The 16,494-nt window shown below is 64.5% G+C and carries 14 protein-coding genes; 10 read left to right on the top strand and 4 right to left on the bottom strand.

Features of this window, described 5'->3' with window-relative positions; translation table 11 throughout:
- Positions 1-43 precede the first annotated feature (43 nt).
- The 3 genes from DES44_RS12745 to DES44_RS12735 all read right to left on the bottom strand — a co-directional run bounded on the left by DES44_RS12745 (position 44) and on the right by DES44_RS12735 (position 3,674).
- Entirely contained in the window at positions 44-1,042 is a 999-nt protein-coding gene (locus DES44_RS12745; protein WP_375137526.1) for an ABC transporter permease, read from the bottom strand.
- An 88-nt stretch (positions 1,043-1,130) separates the two neighbouring features.
- Positions 1,131-2,669 (bottom strand): sugar ABC transporter ATP-binding protein, encoded by a 1,539-nt coding sequence (locus DES44_RS12740; RefSeq protein ID WP_232309771.1) that lies wholly within the window; start codon positions 2,667-2,669, stop codon positions 1,131-1,133.
- A 27-nt stretch (positions 2,670-2,696) separates the two neighbouring features.
- Entirely contained in the window at positions 2,697-3,674 is a 978-nt protein-coding gene (locus DES44_RS12735; protein ID WP_058935262.1) for an ABC transporter substrate-binding protein, read from the bottom strand.
- Positions 3,675-3,856: 182 nt separating this feature from the next.
- Between DES44_RS12735 and DES44_RS12730 the strand changes: the two genes are divergently transcribed.
- The 5 genes from DES44_RS12730 to DES44_RS12710 all read left to right on the top strand — a co-directional run bounded on the left by DES44_RS12730 (position 3,857) and on the right by DES44_RS12710 (position 6,551).
- Entirely contained in the window at positions 3,857-4,141 is a 285-nt protein-coding gene (locus tag DES44_RS12730; protein ID WP_058935261.1) for a hypothetical protein, read from the top strand.
- A 14-nt stretch (positions 4,142-4,155) separates the two neighbouring features.
- On the top strand, positions 4,156-4,617 hold the full coding sequence (locus tag DES44_RS12725; RefSeq protein ID WP_147307068.1) for a hypothetical protein: 462 nt from the start codon (positions 4,156-4,158) through the stop codon (positions 4,615-4,617).
- A 62-nt stretch (positions 4,618-4,679) separates the two neighbouring features.
- Complete coding sequence (locus tag DES44_RS12720) at positions 4,680-5,150, top strand: ankyrin repeat domain-containing protein (protein ID WP_058935259.1); 471 nt, start codon at positions 4,680-4,682, stop codon at positions 5,148-5,150.
- On the top strand, positions 5,147-6,052 hold the full coding sequence (locus tag DES44_RS12715; protein WP_058935258.1) for a leucine-rich repeat domain-containing protein: 906 nt from the start codon (positions 5,147-5,149) through the stop codon (positions 6,050-6,052). Before DES44_RS12720 ends, DES44_RS12715 begins: the two co-directional genes overlap by 4 nt.
- A 43-nt stretch (positions 6,053-6,095) precedes the next feature.
- On the top strand, positions 6,096-6,551 hold the full coding sequence (locus tag DES44_RS12710; protein WP_058935257.1) for an ankyrin repeat domain-containing protein: 456 nt from the start codon (positions 6,096-6,098) through the stop codon (positions 6,549-6,551).
- A 98-nt stretch (positions 6,552-6,649) separates the two neighbouring features.
- Here DES44_RS12710 and DES44_RS12705 read toward each other — a convergent pair whose 3' ends face one another.
- Positions 6,650-8,398 carry an IlvD/Edd family dehydratase gene (locus DES44_RS12705; RefSeq protein ID WP_058935256.1) on the bottom strand — a complete coding sequence of 583 codons (1,749 nt, stop codon included), beginning with the start codon at positions 8,396-8,398 and terminating at the stop codon, positions 6,650-6,652.
- Between the two features lie 312 nt (positions 8,399-8,710).
- Between DES44_RS12705 and DES44_RS12700 the strand changes: the two genes are divergently transcribed.
- From DES44_RS12700 to mmsB, 5 genes are all read left to right on the top strand, one after another.
- Entirely contained in the window at positions 8,711-10,672 is a 1,962-nt protein-coding gene (locus tag DES44_RS12700) for a glycoside hydrolase family 9 protein (RefSeq protein WP_198164773.1), read from the top strand.
- Positions 10,669-12,132: an AmpG family muropeptide MFS transporter gene (locus DES44_RS12695; protein ID WP_058935255.1), complete on the top strand. Its 1,464-nt coding sequence runs from the start codon at positions 10,669-10,671 to the stop codon at positions 12,130-12,132. Before DES44_RS12700 ends, DES44_RS12695 begins: the two co-directional genes overlap by 4 nt.
- A 339-nt stretch (positions 12,133-12,471) precedes the next feature.
- Positions 12,472-13,563, top strand: coding sequence for a multiple monosaccharide ABC transporter substrate-binding protein (gene chvE / locus DES44_RS12690; protein ID WP_058935254.1), 1,092 nt, complete (start codon positions 12,472-12,474; stop codon positions 13,561-13,563).
- A 23-nt stretch (positions 13,564-13,586) separates the two neighbouring features.
- Positions 13,587-15,170 (top strand): multiple monosaccharide ABC transporter ATP-binding protein, encoded by a 1,584-nt coding sequence (gene mmsA, locus DES44_RS12685; protein ID WP_232309770.1) that lies wholly within the window; start codon positions 13,587-13,589, stop codon positions 15,168-15,170.
- Entirely contained in the window at positions 15,163-16,401 is a 1,239-nt protein-coding gene (gene mmsB / locus DES44_RS12680; protein ID WP_058935253.1) for a multiple monosaccharide ABC transporter permease, read from the top strand. Before mmsA ends, mmsB begins: the two co-directional genes overlap by 8 nt.
- Positions 16,402-16,494 lie beyond the last annotated feature (93 nt).

Genomic DNA, 16,494 nt, shown 5'->3' with positions numbered 1-16,494 from the left:
GGCAGGCCCTGGGGCGCCCGCGCGGGGGGCAGGACCGATGTCGTCATGCACGACCTCCGTGCAGGGCGGACCGGTGGGTCCAGCGGCGCAGCATGGCGCGCCATTCATTCGATTGCAGGATGCACAGCAGGAACACGACCATCGCCTTGACGACCATGTTCACCTCCGGCGGCACCCCCAGCGAGTAGATGGTGGTGGTGAGGGTCTGGATGATCAGGGCCCCCACCAGGCTGCCGGCCAGGTGGTACTTGCCGCCGGCCAGCGAGGCGCCGCCCAGGGTGACGGCCAAAATGGCGTCCAGCTCCAGCAGCAGCCCGGCATTGTTGGCGTCGGCGCTCTTGATGTTGGAAGCAATCATCAGCCCGGCCGCGCCGGCGCAGAGCGCGGCAAACACATAACAGCCAAAGATCAGCGTCACGGTGCGCAGGCCCGCCAGGCGCGACGCCACTGGATTGAGGCCGACGGCCTGGATGAACAGGCCCAGCGCGGTCTTGCTGAGCAGCAGCGTGGTGGCCAGCGCGACCGCCAGCACCACCCACAGCGAGACCGGCAGGCCCAGCAGATAACCGCTGCCCAGCACGAAGAAGGAGGGCTCGTAGACGGTGATGATCTGCCCGTCCGCCATCAGCTGCGCGAGTCCCCGGCCGGCCACCATCAGGATGAGCGTGGCAATGATGGGCTGAAGCTTCAGCCCGGCCACCAGCACGCCATTCCAGGCGCCGCAGAGCAAGGCGGCGCCCAGTGCTGCCGCGTACGCCAACGGCAGGGGCTGCCTGGCATTGACCAGCATGGCGGCCACGGTGGCGGCAATGGCCACCACCGCTCCCACGGAGACATCGATGCCGCGGGTGGCAATGACCAGACTCATGCCCAGCGCTGCCAGCATCAGGGGGGCTGCTCGGTTCAGGATGTCGATCAGCGGGCCGTAGAGATGGCCGTCCTTGATCTCCAGGTGCAGGAAGCCGGGCAGGAAGATGGCGTCCACCAGCAGCAGGAGGGCCAGCGCCACGACCGGGCGCAGCAACGGATGTTCCCTCAGCAGGGAGAGCCATGAGCGCCACACGGGCGTCGGGCGATCGTGGAGCGCCTGAGCATCCGCCGACGGATTCTTGGGCGGCAAGGGCAGGGAATCAATCACGGGGGGTGTCTCCGCCGTCGCCGGCAATGGCCTCCAGGACGGTGTCTTCATTGAGCTGGCCCCGTTCATAGACGCCGCAGGCACGGCGGTCCCGCAGCACCAGCAGACGGTCGCTGCAGCGCAGCACTTCGGGCAGTTCGGACGAGATGAACAGCACCGCCATGCGGCGGTCCGTCTCCGCGCCTTCGGCGCACAGGCGGCGCACCTCGGTCATGATCTCCTCTTTGGCTCGCACGTCAATGCCGCGTGTCGGTTCGTCCAGGATGAGCAGTCGCGGCTGCGTCAGCAGCCAGCGGGCCAGCAGCGCCTTCTGTTGATTGCCGCCGGACAGCAGGCCAATGGGCGTGTTGATGTCGGCCGTCTTGATGCCAAGACGCTGGACGTAGTCCTCCGCAATGGCTCGCTGGCGCTTGAGTGGAATGGCGCGCCACCAGCCCTGACGCGCCTGCAGGGCCAGCACGATGTTCTCGCGGACCGACAGGGCCAGCACCGTGCCTTCGAGCTTGCGGTCTTCCGAGCAGAAGGCCATTCCGGCGCGGATGGCCTGCCGGGGCGAGCTGAAGCGCTGCTGCTGGCCGTTGATTTCGATCTGTCCGGCATCCGCAGCATCGGCGCCGAACAGCAGGCGGGCGGTTTCGGTGCGTCCGGAACCGAGCAGGCCGCACAGGCCGAGCACTTCGCCGCTGCGGATCTCCAGGTCCATCGGCTGCAGGGCGCCACGGCGGGCGAGTCCGTGCGTGCGCACCACCGCCTCCCCCTGCGAGGCCGGGCCGCAAGCGTCGGTGCCCGTGGCCGCCGCATGGGGGCCGACCATCTTCTGCACCAGCTCCAGCCGCCCCAGCTCGGCGGCCCAGTATTCGCCTTCCGTGCGGCCATTGCGCATCACGGTGATGCGGTCGGACACGGCATAAACCTGGTCCAGGAAATGGGTGACAAACAAAATGGCCATGCCCTGGCCGCGCAGCCGGCGCATGACGCGGAAGAGATGCTGCACCGCCGCCTCGTCCAGGCTGGAGGTGGGTTCGTCCAGGATCAGCACCTGCGCCGAGATGTTCAGCGCCCGTGCAATGGCCACCATTTGCTGCACCGCCAGAGAGTAGCGGGCCAATGGCGCGGAGACATCAATGTCCAGTTCCAGTTCGCCCAGCAGTTCCCGCGAGCGGGCGCGCATGCGCTTCCAGTCGATCTGGCCGAATCGTTTGGGATAGCGGCCAATGAACAGGTTCTCCGCCACCGACAGATTGGGGCAGAGATTGACTTCCTGATAGACGGTGCTGATGCCCAGGTCCTGCGCCTGCGCGGTGGAGCGAGGCGCAATCGGGCCGCCATGCAGGCTCATGCTGCCGGCGTCCGGCGCATACAGGCCGGTCAGCACCTTGATGAGCGTGGACTTGCCGGCGCCGTTTTGCCCCATCAGGGCGTGGATCTCACCGGCGAACAGGCGAAGACCCGCGCCGGTGAGGGCCTGCACACCGGGAAAGCCCTTGTGGATTCCTTCCAGCACCAACACGGGCGCGGATCCGTTGTGCACAGCCGGGTACTCCTTCGGTGGCGCCAATCAGTACTTGCGCTTGGGCAGTTCCTGCGCGGCGACGTCAGCGGTGAAGATGCCTTCCTCGGTGGTGATGCGCTTGGGCAATTGCTTGCCGGCCTTCACGTCCTTGGCCAGTTGCATCAGCTGCGGGCCCAGCAGGGGATTGCATTCCACGGTGACATTGAGCTTGCCTGCCACCATGGCCTCAAAAGCGCCGCGGACGCCGTCGATGGACACAATGGCAATGTCCTTGACGGGTTTGAGGCCGGCTTCTTCAATGGCCTGGATGGCGCCGATGGCCATGTCGTCATTGTGCGCGTACAGCAGGTGGATCTTCTTGTCCTTGGCCTTGAGGAAGGCTTCCATGACTTCCTTGCCCTTGGCGCGGGTGAAGTCACCGGACTGGGAGCGCAGGATCTTCAGGCGGGGATCGGCCTGAATGGCTTCCTCGAAACCCTTCTTGCGGTCAATCGCGGGCGCGGAGCCGACGGTGCCCTGCAATTCGACAATGTTCACCTCGCCGGTGGGCGCATTCTTCTTGGCCCAATCGACGGCCCACTTGCCGGCCTTGCGGCCTTCCTCGACGAAATCGGAGCCGATGAAGGTGACGTACAGCGACGGGTCGCTGACCTTGACGGCGCGGTCGGTCAGGATCACCGGGATGTTGGCGGCCTTGGCTTCCTTCAGGACGGTGTCCCAGCCGGTTTCCACCACCGGCGAGAAGGCAATGACGTCCACCTTTTGCGCAATGAAGCTGCGAATGGCCTTGACCTGGTTTTCCTGCTTCTGCTGGGCGTCCGCGAACTTCAGCGTGATGCCGGCCTGCTTGGCGGCATCCTTGATGGAGTTGGTATTGGCGGTGCGCCATTCGCTTTCGGCGCCGACCTGGGAAAACCCCAGGACCAGCGGCTTGTCAGCGGCCAGCGCCGGGGTGGGGGCGCTCGCGCCCAAGGTCAGGCCGAGCGCAGCCAGGGCCAGCAGTTGCCGACGGAAAGTCTTCATGCGTTGTCTCCTCGTTGATTTGGATATGTGCGTGCCGGGACCACCGGCCGCGGGTGAGGTCGGCTGATCGTAGGGACTGATGGCATGTGCAACCAATCACATTTCCGTCATCAATGATGTTGTGATCGATATCAGGGACAAACCCGGCATACTCACGACCCAGCAAACACGCTTGAATCTCCATGACACCTCCCGCATCCTGGTCCGCTGGCGCGCGGGTCACCCTGGACAGCTTCAATGGACTGCAGCAGTCCCCGGACGACACCAGCTCCGCCCACAATTACTGGCTGCTGGTGGGGGAACGAGGGACGGTAGTGGACTCTCCAACCGGACCCTTTGCTGGCAGTGGAGCGCCGCGGGTGCTGGTGCAGTTCGACAAGTCGGTGAAGAGCCTGGGACTGGAATGCCACAACGCGGTGGACAACGCGTTGTGGATCCTGGTCAGCGACCTGTCTCGTCTGGAATGACCGGTGCTGACACCATGAAGAAGAACAGACGATTTCTTGAGAAGGTGATTGAGTCCCAGGTGGGGCCCATGGGCTTTGTCAAGCAGCGCTCCGTGTGGGTACTGACCACCGAAGACGGCTATCTGGGGGTGCAGATTCAGGGCTCCCGGTTTGCCAAAGGCCTTGTGTACATCAATTTCATGGGTTGGTACAGAGCGATCAGCCGCAGCGACCTCGAGACCTTTCCCGATCACATTCACTTCAGCTTTCGAGGGCACACCAACGAAGCGAGAGACGCGGTCTGTGCACTGTTGACATTGGACGATTCGGACGTGGAGTTCGAAGCGTTTGTCGAGGCTTTCAAGTCGCTGTTCTTCAGTCGCGGCCTGGCGGAATTGATGGGGCTGCAAACATTGGAGGCCGCCTTGGCGGCGGTCCGTCGCGACGAATTGGAAGGCATCTTTCTTGCACTCCATGATGCTGCAAAGGCCCATTGACGGTCCGTGCACAGGAGCTACACACCGGTGCCCCGTGCCGGACCCCGCGCAGGGATTCATTGATGACCACACAACGCTACGACCTGAAAACCAGCCCGCTGTTCCTGGCCATTGAGCTTGGAAAGAATGACGCGGCCCTGCAGCATTTGGAAGTTCAGCAGGACCAGCTGGAGATTCAAGATCTGGATGGCAATACGCCCCTGATTCGCGTGGGCTGCCTGGGCAATCTGGCACTCACCCAGGCATTGCTCCAGCGCGGCGCTGACGTGAACGCCAAGAACGACATCGGCTACACCGCCCTGCATTTCGCGGCGCAGGAAGGCCATGCGGCAGTCGCCCAGCAACTGCTGGCCAAGGGCGCCGCGGTAGACGCGCTGGACGACAACGGCAACACGCCGCTGTCCAATGCCGTCTACAACGAGAAGCTGGACGTGGTGCGGCTGCTGCTGGACGCAGGGGCGGACGCCGATCTGCAGAATGCGCATGGCGTCAGCCCCCGTGAATTGGCCGACAGCATGGGGGTGGATCTTTGACCCAGCCACTGCCAGGACGCACCCGCATTCAAGATGTCGTCATCAACGGCGTTCGTATCGACCGGGTGCTCAACATCGACGCGCAAGCCTCCAAAGCCTGCGCAGCCTTATGGGCCACCGGCGAATTCACCCAGTTGCATATTGGCAGCTATGAGAACCCGGGGCTGGACCGGCTCGATGCGCTCGACGATTTCTCCGGCGTCACACGATTGCATGTGATGCTGGACCATCGGGTCGACGTCTCTCCGCTGAAGAAGCACGCCTCGACCTTGGTGGCGTACTTGTGCAATGACGAACTGAACCCGCTGGTGGACGCAAGCGAGTTCCGGTCGCTGCAATCCCTGAGTCAACCCTGGGACGCCAGGCTGGACCTGGGCGAAGGCCCCTCGGCGTTGCGCCGCTTGTTCCTGGACCGTTATGCACCCGCAGCGAAGGACCTCAGCGCGTTGCCGGCCGCGCCGCAGCTCCAGGAATTGGGTCTGCTGCGCTCGAGCGTGACGAGCCTGGCCCATGTGGGCAGGTTCCCGGAACTGCAGAAGCTGAGACTGACCATGTCCCGGTCGCTGGTCAGCGTCAACGAGCTGTCCGTGTGCAGGGGTCTCAAAGACCTGGAGATTGACGGGGCAAAGAAGATTCAGGACCTGGACACCACCTTGCCAGATTGCACGGGGCTCGAGAAATTGGTGCTGATGAAGGTGGCGGATCTTCGGGACCTTGGCTTTGTTGCGAAGATGCCGGACCTGCGCTGGCTGAATCTGATGGACACGTCCGTTGTGGACGGTGACATGACGCCCTTGATCGAGCACCCGCGGCTGGAGTATGTGGTGTTCACGTCGAAGAAGCATTTCAGTCATACCGAAGCGCAGGTGCGCGCGCTTCGGAAATCCCGGTCGGCGCCCTGACTGCGGCTGAGTGCCGCGCGCGCGATGCTTAGAGTGTGTTGTGATGAATGATGCCGATCCCGATCTGAAAGACGTGCTGGTTCGAGTGGCCGCCATTCAAAACTATTACATCGAGGAATCGAGAGAGACCGAGCTTCCCTCGGACATCAATCAACCCACGACGTCGGGTGACGCTGCGATCCACGTGGCGGCGATGTACTTGAAGCCGGAAGACCTGTCCATGCTTCTGGCACATGGGGCGGAGGTGAATCTGGTTGGGGAGTTCGGGGCGACGCCCCTGCATTGCGCCGCCGTGCGCAAGCGGCTGGATAACTTCGTCGTGCTCTTGCAGCACGGCGCTGCCCCGGACCTTCGCATGCATCGAGGCATCAAGCCGGTGGAGATGGTGCGTGACGACGAGGCGTTGAAGCGGGCGTTTGTGCTCGCCGTGGAGACCCACCGGCAGGCGGCGCTGCGCAGGGATCTCCCCGCCCACGACGCCACCACGCGTAAGGCTTGACGACGCGATTCATTGACGCGAACGCGTCTGTCCCCGCTGCGGAGCTGTGGGGCGACCTGGGCGGTGAAGGGGGCCGCAGGGCCCCCTTCCAGCTTCTATCAATGCGAATGCCGCGGCACTTCCGACCCCCGGCATCCGCGCAGGAAGTCGAAATCGCACCCTTCATCGGCCTGCAGCACATGCTGCACATACAGCTTGCGATAACCGCTGGCATCGGCCGGGTCCGGCTGCTGTTTCGCCGCCCAGGCTTCCAGGCGTGATTGCAGCTCCGCGTCCGAAATGTCCAGGTGCAGCCGATTGTTGGCGCAATCGAGCTCGATCCAGTCGCCCTCCCGCACCACGGCCAGCGGTCCACCCGCCTTGGCTTCCGGCGCCACATGGAGCACCACCGTGCCGTAAGCGGTGCCGCTCATCCGGGCATCGCTGATGCGCACCATGTCCTTGATGCCTTGCGCCAGCAGCTTGGGCGGTAGTCCCATGTTGCCCACTTCGGCCATGCCGGGATAGCCGCGCGGTCCGCAGTTCTTCATCACCAGCACCGAATCCTTGTCGACCTCCAGGGCCGGATCCATGATGCGCGCCTTGTAATCGTCGAAGTCTTCAAACACCACGGCCCGGCCGCGATGCTGCATGAGCGCCGGGGTGGCCGCAGACGGCTTGAGCACCGCGCCGCGCGGCGCCAGGTTGCCGCGCAGCACGCAGATGCCGCCGTCCGCAATCAGCGGCTTGGCAATCGGGCGCACGACTTCATCGTCATAGATGGGCGCGTCATGGCAGTTCTGCCAGAGGGTCTTGCCATTGACCGTCAGCGCGTCCTTGTGCGGCAGGAGGTCCGCTTCTCCCAGACGACGCAGCACCGCCGGCAGCCCGCCGGCGTAATAGAACTCTTCCATCAGGAAGCGGCCACTGGGCAGCAGGTCCACCAGGGTTGGCGTGCCTTTGCCGACGCGCGTCCAGTCTTCCAGCTCCAGCGGCACGCCCACACGACCGGCAATCGCCTTCAGGTGAATCACCGCATTGGTGGAGCCGCCAATGGCCGCATTGGTGCGGATGGCATTCTCAAACGCTTCTCGCGTCAGGATCTTGGACAGCTTCAGGTCTTCCCACACCATCTCCACGATCCGCATGCCGGAGAGGTGCGCCAGCACATAGCGCCGGGCGTCGACCGCCGGAATGGCGGCATTGTGGGGCAGGGAGGTGCCCAACGATTCCGCCATGCACGCCATGGTGCTGGCCGTGCCCATGGTGTTGCAGGTGCCGGCAGAGCGGGAATGCCCGGCCTCCGCGGCAATGAAGTCATGCATGGAAATCTCGCCGGCCTTCACCTGCTCATGCAACTGCCACACGGCCGTGCCGGAGCCGATGTTCTTGCCATTGAGCTTGCCATTGAGCATGGGGCCGCCCGTCACCACGATGGTGGGCAGGTCGACGCTGGCCGCGCCCATCAGCAGGGCAGGGGTGGTCTTGTCGCAGCCCACCAGCAGCACCACGGCATCCATCGGATTGCCGCGGATCGACTCCTCCACATCCATGCTGGCCAGGTTGCGGGTCAGCATGGCCGTGGGGCGCAGATTGGACTCGCCATTGCTGAACACCGGGAATTCAACCGGAAAGCCGCCAGCCTCCAGAATGCCGCGCTTCACATGTTCAGCCAGCTTGCGGAAATGCGCATTGCAGGGCGTCAGTTCCGACCAGGTGTTGCAGATGCCGATGATGGGTTTGCCTTCGAACTCATGGTCCGGAATGCCCTGGTTCTTCATCCAGCTCCGGTACATGAAGCCGTTCTTGTCCTGGGTGCCGAACCATTCGGCGGAACGGAGCTTCCGGGTTTTCTTAGCCTCTGTCATGGGTCCTTCTTGGCGGTCGGTGGGGTCCAGCCCCGTTGCGGGCATGCTAAGAAGCCCCTCGATGCTGGGCAAATCAAAAGTTTCCGGCGCGTGATATTCAAAACGATATGGCGGCCTGCATCCGGGTGTATCAGTGATCTGGCAAAGGGCGGCTTGCGGGTTGTTCCTGACGCCATTTGAGGCGCGGCGCTCTATCCTCGCGCCCACATCAACAAGCGAGCCGTTCCTTCGCCGCCCGCCGCTCACGCTGATTTAGCGATAAACAGAACGTTTGGCGGGCAAAGACGAGCTGGCGCCTGACTCAGGAGACACATGCAGTTCGAAGACAGCGATGGCCTGTTGCGCTCGCCCATGCAGGGCCGACCCGGCAGCACCTGGCGCTCACGGCGCGGCGCCCCGCCGCGTGGGTGTCTGCCGCGTTGGGTCCTGCCGGCCGTGGTGGCAGGATGCGCGGCCTTGTCCGGCGGCGTCGGTGCTCAGCCGGCCGTGGATGCGCCCGACGCAAAAGCGCGACCTGCGCAGATCGAGCTCAACACCGTCGGCTTTCCGCCAATGGCCGCCAAATGGGCGGTGGTGCCGGAGGGCAGTCGCTTTTCGGTTCTGAATGACCGCGACCAGGTGGTGATGCAAGGGCCGCTGACAGCCCCCGCCACCTGGCCGCTCGCGGACCGCAAGGTGCGCCTGGCCGACTTCTCGAGCCTTCAGCAACCTGGCACCTATCGTTTGAAGGTCGGTGACGGGCCAACTGCGATGCTGTCCGCGCCCTTCACCATAAGAAGCGCGGTCTATCAACCGCTCACCGCCGCCGCCATTCGCGCGTTCTATTTCAATCGCGCCGGCATTGCCATCTCGCCAACGCTGGGCGGCGTTTATGCGCGGGCAGCCGGGCATTCGGACGTGCGCGTGCTCATTCACGCCTCAGCGGCCGGTCCGCAGCGCCTCGCAGGCGACGTGATCCGCAGCCCCAAAGGCTGGTATGACGCCGGCGATTACAACCAATACATCGTCAATTCCGGCATCAGCACCTACACCTTGCTGGCCGCCTACGAGCATTTCCCGGACTTCTACAAGACGCTGAGCGTTGGCCTGCCCGAGAGCGGCAATGGCCTGCCGGATCTGCTGAATGAGGCCCTGTGGAATCTCGACTGGATGCTGACGATGCAGGACCCCGCCGATGGCGGCGTCTATCACAAGCTCACCAATCTGACCTTCGACGGGATGGTGATGCCGGAAGCGGCCACCATGGACCGCTATGTGGTGCAGAAGACCACCGCCGCGACGCTGGACTTCGCTGCCGTCATGGCCGCGGCCAGTCGCATCCTCGCCCCGTTTGATGCCCAATCGCCCGGCCGCTCGGCCCGCATGCGCTCAGCAGCGCTCGCCGCCTGGGAGTGGGCCCAGCAGCACCGCCTCGCGCTCTACCAGCAACCGGCCGATGTGGTCACCGGCGCGTATGACGACACCCACCTGAATGACGAGTTCGCCTGGGCCGCCGCTGAACTGTGGGTGACGACGGGGGACGCGCGCTTCTTCCAGTCCCTTCAGCTCGGGGAATGGGGCATCAACGTCCCGACCTGGAGTGATGTGGAGGGGCTGGCCTGGGTCACCCTGGCGCAGCACCTGCAGTCGCTGCCGGCCCCGGAGCAGGCCATCGTGCAGCAACGCATCCGCACGCTGGCGCAAAGGCTGGTCCAGCAATGGAAGCAGTCGGCGTGGCGAGTGCCGATGCAGGCCTCCGACTACAAATGGGGCAGCAATTCCGAGGTGCTGAATCAATCGCTGATGCTGATTCAGGCAGTGCGGCTCATCGACTCGACGGCTGGCGCAGCAAACGCCGCGAGCCAGGGACGTTTCCGGCAGGAGGCGCTTGCTGCCGCGCAGTCCAATCTCGACTATGTCCTGGGCCGCAATCCGATGGGCCGGTCCCAGGTCACCGGCTTTGGCTGGAAGCCGCCGCTGCACCCGCATCACCGGCCCTCGCAAGCCGATGGCGTGGCCGATCCCGTTCCAGGCTTCCTGGTGGGCGGTGCCAATCCGGGTCAGCAGGACAAGAAGGAATGCCCGACGGGGTATCCGTCGTCGTTGCCCGCGCTGTCCTGGCTGGACGACGTCTGCAGCTACGCCAGCAATGAAGTCGCCATCAATTGGAATGCACCGCTGGTGTATGTGGCGGGGGCGCTGGAGGTGCTGACGCCCATCGCCAAGAACCCCCATCGCAGCCAGTACGGCACGAACAGCCCGTACGCCAAGACCACCCAGAAAGGCTCGCCATGAGCGCCGATCTCTCCACCCCCGGGCCGGCACATCCGGCCGCCGGTCGCCCGCAAGGCGCGCAGTCCGCCCAGGCGCTGTCCAGCGATTCCGCCACCTCTTCCGCGGACGCGTCGGCAGCCGGCGCGGGCGGCCAGCGCAGCGCCCGTCATCCGCTGATGTGGGTGCCGTCGCTCTACCTCGCCATGGGCCTGCCCAATGTGCTGGTAGGGGCGGTGGCCGCCATCCTTTACAAGAACATGGGCGTGTCCAATGAGGACATTGCGCTCTACACCTCGCAGATGTATTTGCCGTGGGTGCTCAAGCCGCTGTGGTCACCGCTGCTGGAGCCCTATCGCACCAAGCGCTGGTGGGTCATCAGCATGCAGTTCCTGATGATGGCGTCACTGGGAATGGTGGCCTTCAGCCTGCCGCTGGACGGCTTCTTCCGCGCCTCGCTGGCATTCTTCTGGATCACCGGCTTTGCCTCCGCCACGCAGGACATCGTGGCGGACGGCGTGTTCATGACCACCATGCCGCTGCGCGACCAGGCCAGATATTCGGGCGTGCAGGGCATGTGCTGGAACCTGGGGGCCGTGGTGGCGTCGGGGCTGCTGGTCTCGCTCACCGGTTGGCTGCACAAGGACCTGGGCTGGTCCTGGGTCCATTGCTGGATGGCGGTGATGCTGGGGGCAGCCGGCATGATGGGCGGCTTTGGGCTGTGGCATCTGCGCGTGCTGCCGCCGGGTGCGCCTTCGTCGGTACAGGGGCAGGACCTGCGCAGCGCCATGGTATCGCTGCGGGCCTCCTGGGTCACCTTCTTCCAGAAGCCGTCCATCTGGATGATGCTGGCCGTGGTGTTCTTCTACCGCTTCGCGGAAGGCTTCATCGAGAAGTTCGGGCCTCTGTTCCTGCTGGACCCGCGGGATGTCGGCGGCCTGGGGCTGGACAATGCCGCGCTGGGGCACATCTACGGCACGGTGGGCACGGTCGCCTTCATTGCCGGGGCCTTCCTCAGCGGCTTTGTGGTGGCCCGCATGACGCTCAAGCGCACCTTCCTGCTGCTGGCCATCTGCCTGAACCTCCCGCACCTCACCTACTACTACCTGAGCCATGCGATGCCCGACAACGTGATGTTGATCGGGGCGGTGGTGGCGCTGGAGAAATTCGGCTTTGGCATGGGCTCGGTGGGCCACATGCTGTACATGATGCAGCAGATTGCGCCGGGGCCTTTCAAGATGACCCATTACGCCATGGCCACTGGCGTCATGGCATTGACCAAATGGGCGACGGGCAGTGTGAGCGGCTGGGTGTATGCGGCAGTGGGCCAGCAATACGCGTCCTTCTTTGGATTGGTGTTGCTGTTCTCCATTCCGCCCATCGTGCTGGCCTGGCTCGCGCCGTTTCCGGTGAAGGCCCATGACCCCTCCGATCCGTCCAGTGATGCAGACGGCGTGCAGGCCACTGGTGGAGGCGGTCACTGAAGAGAAGTCATTAGGGAGAACACCAATCCCGCGGCGCGAAACCGGTCGTGATGACCTCATAGCGCCCACTCGGCCGGGGTGATGCTCAAACGGGTATCACCCTGCGCTGAAACTTTATCGAGCCGTCTCCGGCATCGGCGGATGATGCAAAACACGGCAGAACATCGATGAACAGGGGTGGCACGCCCGTTGCCATGCCCCGCACACGGCTGAAGTATTCATGGGTTGTTCATGATGCATTCAGCTTTCATTCATGCGATGCTGTGCCACCTTCGGCAGCCCTGCAGAGAGGGAAGGGCCGACGGGCATCGATTCTTAAAAGCACACAACGGAGACCTCATGAAAAAAGCAATGCTGCCGCGCCGCGGCGCCCTGGGCCTGCTGACCTCTCTGGTAGCGGCCATCGGACTGGCCGGGACGGCCACCCAGGTGCTGGCGCAAGACAAAGGCCTGATTGGCATCGCCATGCCGACCAAGAGCTCGGCGCGCTGGATCGCGGACGGCGACAACATGGTCAAGGCCTTCAAGGACAAGGGCTACCGCACCGACCTGCAATACGCCGAAGACGATATCCCCAACCAGCTCGCGCAGATCGAGAACCTGATCACCAAGAAGGTCAAGGTGCTGGTGATTGCCTCCATTGACGGCTCGGCCCTGTCCAGCGTGCTGCAAAAGGCCGCCGCCGCCAACATCAAGGTGGTGGGCTATGACCGCCTGATCAAGGGCACCAAGAACATCGACTACTACGTCACCTTCGACAACTTCCAGGTCGGCGTGATGCAGGGCCAGTCGATCATCGACAAGCTGGGCCTGGCGCAAGGCAAGGGGCCGTTCAACATCGAGCTGTTCGGCGGCTCGCCGGACGACAACAACGCCACCTTCTTCTACGACGGCGCGATGTCGGTGCTCAAGCCCTACATCGACAGCGGCAAGCTGGTGGTGCGCAGCAAGCAGATGGGCATGGCCAAGGTCGGCACGCTGCGCTGGGACGCTTCCACCGCCCAGGCCCGCATGGACAACCTGGCCAGCGCCTATTACGGCAAGGACCGCCTGCATGCGGTGCTGTCGCCGTATGACGGCATCAGCATCGGCATCCTGTCCTCGCTCAAGGGCGCCGGTTATTGCAGCAAGACGCTGCCGTGCCCGGTGGTGTCGGGCCAGGACGCGGAAATCCCGTCGATCAAGTCCATCATCAAGGGTGAACAGGCCGCCACCGTCTTCAAGGACACCCGCGCGCTGGCAGCAGCGGCGGCTGGCCTGGTCGACGACATGCTCAGCGGCAAGCAGCCCGCGGTGAACGACACCAAGACCTACAACAACGGCGTCAAGGTCGTGCCCAGCATCCTGCTCAAGCCGGTGGCCGTGGATGCGACCAACTGGAAGACCGTGCTGGTGGACAGCGGCTACTACAAAGAGAGCCAGCTGCGCTGATCGCGCCCACGCACGGAGGTCCTATGGCTGAAGCGATCCCCATGCCTCCGGCGCGTGCGCCGGAGGCGGCCGCGCCGCTGCTCGAGCTGCGCGGCATCACCAAGCGTTTCCATGGCGTGACCGCGCTGGAGCAGGTGCACCTGAAGGTGCATCCCGGCGAGATCCACGCCCTGGTGGGTGAAAACGGTGCCGGCAAATCGACCCTCATGAAGGTGGTGAGCGGGGTCTACCCCCACCCCGACTACGAGGGCGAGATCCACTTCGAAGGCGAGGAGCGCCGCTTCGGCGGCATCGTCGATAGCGAAGCACTGGGCATCATCATCATTCACCAGGAACTGGCCCTGGTGCCGCAGCTCTCCATTGCGGAGAACCTGTTCCTCAACCACGAGCCAGCGCGCTTTGGGGTGATTGATCGCATGGCCATGTACCGCCGTGCGCGGGACCTGCTGGACCGCGTGGGCCTGCGCGAATCGCCCGACACGCGGGTGGCGGACCTGGGCATCGGCCAGCAGCAGCTGGTGGAGATTGCCAAGGCCTTGGCCAAGTCCGTGCGTCTGCTGATTCTGGACGAGCCCACCGCCAGCCTGAACGAATCGGACAGCGAAGCGCTGCTGGACCGGCTGATGGAGCTGCGGGCGCAGGGCATTGCCTGCATCCTCATCTCCCACAAGCTCAATGAGATCACACGGGTGGCGGACCGCCTCACCGTGCTGCGCGATGGCCGCTCCATCACCACGATGGACTGCCGCCACGAGCCGGTGAGCGAGGACCGCATCATCCAGGCGATGGTCGGCCGCGACCTGGCAGACCGCTATCCGCGCCGCACGCCGAAGATCGGCGAGCGGCTCTTCGAGCTGCGCGACTGGCGAGCCTTCCATCCGGTGCAGACCGGCCGGGAGGTGGTGCGGGGCGTCAACCTGCATGTGCGGCGGGGCGAGATCGTCGGCATCGCCGGCCTGATGGGGGCCGGCCGCACTGAACTCGCCATGAGCGTGTTTGGCCGCAGCTATGGCCGCCGCGTCAGCGGTACGGCCTTGATGGACGGGGAGGCTGTCGACGTGTCGACGGTGCCCAAGGCCATTCGGGCCGGCCTGGCGTATGTGACCGAGGACCGCAAGTCCCTGGGCCTGCTGCTGAATGAATCGATTGCCTGCAACACCAGCCTGGCCAATCTGGCGGGCGTGTCGCGTGCCGGCGTGCTGGATGCAGCGCGTGAGCATTCAGTGGCGCAGGACTACCGGCGCCAGCTCGCCACCCGCTGCCGGGATGTCGAGCAGCAGACGGTGCATCTGTCCGGTGGCAACCAGCAGAAGGTGGTGCTGGCCAAATGGCTGTTCTCCAAGCCCCGGCTGCTGATCCTGGACGAGCCCACCCGCGGCATCGACGTGGGGGCCAAGTTCGAGATCTACAGCCTGATCGCGCAATTGGCCGAAAGCGGTTGCGGCATCTTGATGATCTCCTCGGAGATGCCGGAGCTGCTGGGCATGTGCGACCGGATGTATGTGATGAATGAAGGGCGCATGGTGGCCGAGCTCGACGCCGCCGATGCCTCACAGGAAAGAATCATGGGTGCCATCGTGGGTGCCCGGGAGTTACGCCATGCATGACCCACTGACGGCACCGGTTCACGGTGCTCCCGCTTCGCGCACGGCCCCGCCGCCGGCGCCGCGCGGTTCCGCCCAAGGCGGCATCGCCCATTTCCTCAAGCGTCATCTGCGTGACTACGGCATGCTCATCACGTTGGTGGCCATCATGGGGCTGTTCCAGTTCCTCACCGATGGCACGCTGCTGCAGCCGCTGAACCTGACCAACCTGGTCCTGCAGAACAGCTACATCGTCATCATGGCGCTGGGCATGCTGCTGGTGATCGTGGCGGGCCACATCGACCTGTCGGTGGGCTCGGTCTGCGGCTTCATCGGCGCCTTGGGCGCCGTGCTGATGGTGAATCTCAACTGGCCGGTCTTTCCGGCGGCTGTGGTCTGCCTGGTGGCGGGCGCCATCATCGGCGCGGCCCAGGGCTGGTTCGTGGCCTACCTGGGCATTCCGTCCTTCATCGTGACGCTGGCCGGCATGCTGGTCTTCAAGGGCCTGGCGCTGGCCCTGCTGCAGGGCCAGTCCCTCGGCCCGTTCCCGGACAGCTTCCAGGCACTGAGCGCCGGCTTCCTGCCCGAGCTGTTCAATCAGGAAGATCCGCGGCCGACCACGCTGGGCCTGGGGCTGCTGCTGTCGGTGGCGGCCGTCGTGGTGGCGTGGCGCCACCGCAGCGCGGGGCAGATGCACGGCATGGATGTCGAGCCCGGTCCGATCTTCCTGCTGCGCCAGGCGGTCATCGTGATCGGCGTGATGGCCATGAGCTGGCTGATGGCCTCCTACAAGGGCCTGCCCACCGTCATGGTCGTCATGGTGGTGCTGACGCTGGTGTACGACTTCATTGCCGGCCGGACCACGCTGGGTCGTCGCGTCTATGCGGTGGGCGGCAATGAAAAAGCGGCTCGCCTGTCCGGGGTTCGCACCGAACGCGTCGCCTTCTTCACCTTCGTGAACATGGGGGTGCTGGCAGCCCTGGCGGGCCTGGTCTTTGCGGCGCGCCTGAACACGGCATCGCCCAAGGCCGGTCTCGGTTTCGAGCTGGATGTGATCGCCGCCTGCTTCGTGGGCGGGGCGTCGGCCTCCGGCGGCGTTGGCAAGATCATGGGCGCGGTCATTGGCGCCTTCGTGATGGGCGTGATGAACAACGGCATGTCCATCCTGGGCATCGGCATCGATTACCAGCAGGTGATCAAGGGCCTGGTCTTGCTGGCCGCCGTCTTCATTGACGTGTACAACAAGCGCAAATGATCACGACCGGGCCTCGGGAGGGGCCCGGTCTTACAAATTCTTCAATCGCGCACGCGCTGAAAGCGGGCAGACTGTGGACTTCACGCACAGCGC

This window comes from Roseateles depolymerans (assembly GCF_003387155.1).
Taxonomy (GTDB): Bacteria; Pseudomonadota; Gammaproteobacteria; order Burkholderiales; family Burkholderiaceae_C; genus Roseateles; species Roseateles depolymerans.
The sequence above is the reverse complement of the archived record's forward strand: the minus strand, read 5'-3'. Positions and strand labels throughout refer to the sequence as shown.